This window comes from Lactobacillus delbrueckii subsp. delbrueckii DSM 20074 = JCM 1012 (assembly GCF_001433875.1).
Lineage (GTDB): Bacteria > Bacillota > Bacilli > Lactobacillales > Lactobacillaceae > Lactobacillus > Lactobacillus delbrueckii.
On the sequence record NZ_AZCR01000105.1, the window covers coordinates 1 to 2,442 of the forward strand.

Sequence of the window (2,442 nt, forward strand, 5' to 3'; positions counted from 1 at the left end):
CTTGACCGCATTTACCGGCGTAGATAGTCAAAATCTACCAGATGTTATGGTAAGTGTTCAATTTATTCTTGCAATTGGCGTCCCAGATTATTTTAAGAAAAGTGCTATAAATCGGCATTTTCAATCAGTTTGGACAAAGTTTGAATTAGACAGGCCTTAGTAAATCCAATATACTAAAATAAGAATCAATTTGACGAATCAACGGGGTGCCGGAAGGCTGAGATGATACCCATGGAACCTGGCCAGGTAATGCTGGCAAGGGAAAATGCTGCTGCTTATGGTCACCCCAGTTTTGAGGTGACTTTTTATTTTGCAAGCAGAACTGACAATTGACCACTTAACTTTTTCCTACGGGAACCGGGAGGTCATCCGCGACCTATCCTTAACCCTGCCGGCAGGGACTTTTTCCCTCTTGATCGGGCCGACCGGCTGCGGCAAGTCGACCCTGTTGAAGATCATGGCCGGCCTCTACCCGAAATACGGGGGCCAGCTGACCAGCGGGCAGGTTTCTTTGGGCGGGCGAAGTCAGGCCATGATGTTCCAGGAAGCCGGCGAGCAGTTTACCATGGCCACGCCTAGAGAAGAGATTATTTTTGCCATGGAAAACCTGGGCAAAAGCAAGACAGAATTTGCGGACCGGCTGAAGCTGGCCAGCGAATTCGCGGAAATCGACTCTCTTTTAGACCAGAAGATCGTAACCATGTCCGGCGGGGAAAAGCAGCGGGTAGCCTTGGCCGTCCTGGTCGCCATGGACGTGGATCTTTTCTTATTAGATGAGCCTTTTGCCAGCGTGGATCCGGCGGCCCGCCGCTTCTTGATTGGCCGCTTGGCCAAGCTGAAAGAGCAGGGCAAGACCATCATCATCACCGACCACCTTTTTGACGACTACCAGGGCAAGGTGGACGGGGTCTACCGCTTCAAAGGCGAACAAGTGGACTTATTGACTAAGGATGAACAAGCGCTTCTCCTGGCTACTGAGCCAATCGGCCTGCACTTCCCCCTGCCGGAGAACGAGCCAGCGGCTTTTGTCATGAAAAATTTCGCCATCAAGCAAGGCCGGCCTTTGCTTGAGCAAAAGGAATTAGCCATCCCCAAGGGGAAGGTGACCTTGATCACGGGGCCAAACGGCAGCGGGAAGAGCTCTCTGTTTAAGGCCATGACCAAGTTGCTGGACTACCAGGGGTCTTTGACCTGGGAGGGCAAGGAAGTGGCCAAGCTCAAGGAGCGGACCTACTTCCAGCATGTAGCCCAGATTTTTCAAAATGCAAGTGACCAGTTCATGGCCATCACCGTCAAAGAGGAGCTGGCTTTGAGCCAAAAGCACGCTTCCCCCTACTTCACTCCGGAAGTCTTAGACCAGGCCCTGGCTGACCTGGATTTGGCCGACCACATGGACCAGGTGGTCTACTCCTTGTCGGGCGGGCAGAAAAAGAAGCTGCAGATCCTCTTGATGCTTTTGTCGGGCCAGGAAGTGCTCTTGATCGATGAGCCTTTGAGCGGCCTGGACCAGAAGTCGATTGAGCAGGTCGTGCAGCTTTTGCAAAAGTGCCAGGAAAAGAGCGGGCAGACGATCCTGCTGATCAGCCACCAGTTCTACGGAATCAGCACTTGGTGCGACTACCACCTGCGTCTGGCCGGCAGAGAGCTGGCTTTTGTCCAGGATTAGGAGGAGAAAATGACTAAAAGCAAAATGAATCCCAGCTTGAAATTCCTGCTGACCTTGATTATTTCACTGGAGTTATCTTTTAAGGTCAGCCTTTTCAGCAATGTCATCGTTATTGTTTTATCATTAGCCTATCTCTTATACCGGCGGATCAAGCCTAAGGCCCTGGGCGGGATGCTTTTGGCAACGGGCTTAGCGGCAATTACCGTCTTTTCTTCAGGATACATCTTCAGTGACCACCGCGACCTCTGGTATGCTTTGGACATCTCCAGCCGGGCCTTCGTATATACCTTCACCACGGCCTGCCTGACCATTTCAACCACGGCAGAAGAGATGGCCCGGTCGCTGGAGCAGAACCTGCACTTGCCGAGCAAGTTTGCTTATGGAACTTTGGCGGCTTTGAACATCATTCCCCGCATGCAAGCCGCGGTCAAGCAGATCCGGTTGGCAGGGATGATGCGGGGAGTCTACCTCTCCTTTTGGTCCCCGGTCCTCTACTTTAACGCGATTTTGGTAGCTTTAAACAGTGCCGACAACCTGGCCCAGGGGATGGAGTCCCACGGCTACCGGGAAGGCGCTCCGCGGTCCGTGATCGTTGAGGTGCCGCTAACTAACAAAGATTGGCTGCTCTTTATTATTGCGGTTCTTCTTTTGAATCTGGGCGCTTTTTTACTCCCGTAGAAATTGCAAAAAAATTTATCGCCAATTGCAAGAATAAATTGAACACTTACCATAACATCTAGCAGATTTTGACTATCTACGCCGGTAAATGCGGTCAA

Annotated in this window: 2 protein-coding genes; both read left to right on the forward strand. The window is 51.5% G+C overall.

The window, feature by feature from the left end; translation table 11 throughout:
* The first annotated feature begins 310 nt into the window (after positions 1-310).
* The gene (locus FD23_RS08560) at positions 311-1,666 is read left to right on the forward strand and encodes an ATP-binding cassette domain-containing protein (protein ID WP_052933519.1); all 1,356 of its coding nucleotides are present in this window, start codon (positions 311-313) and stop codon (positions 1,664-1,666) included.
* Between the two features lie 9 nt (positions 1,667-1,675).
* Entirely contained in the window at positions 1,676-2,344 is a 669-nt protein-coding gene (locus tag FD23_RS08565; protein ID WP_074027742.1) for an energy-coupling factor transporter transmembrane component T family protein, read from the forward strand.
* The last annotated feature ends 98 nt before the right edge of the window (positions 2,345-2,442 follow it).

Bases quoted from the DNA above. Each gene is read 5' to 3' on its own strand.
- FD23_RS08565 (WP_074027742.1), top strand. From the start codon at position 1,676: ATGACTAAAAGCAAAATGAATCCCAGCTTGAAATTCCTGCTGACCTTG.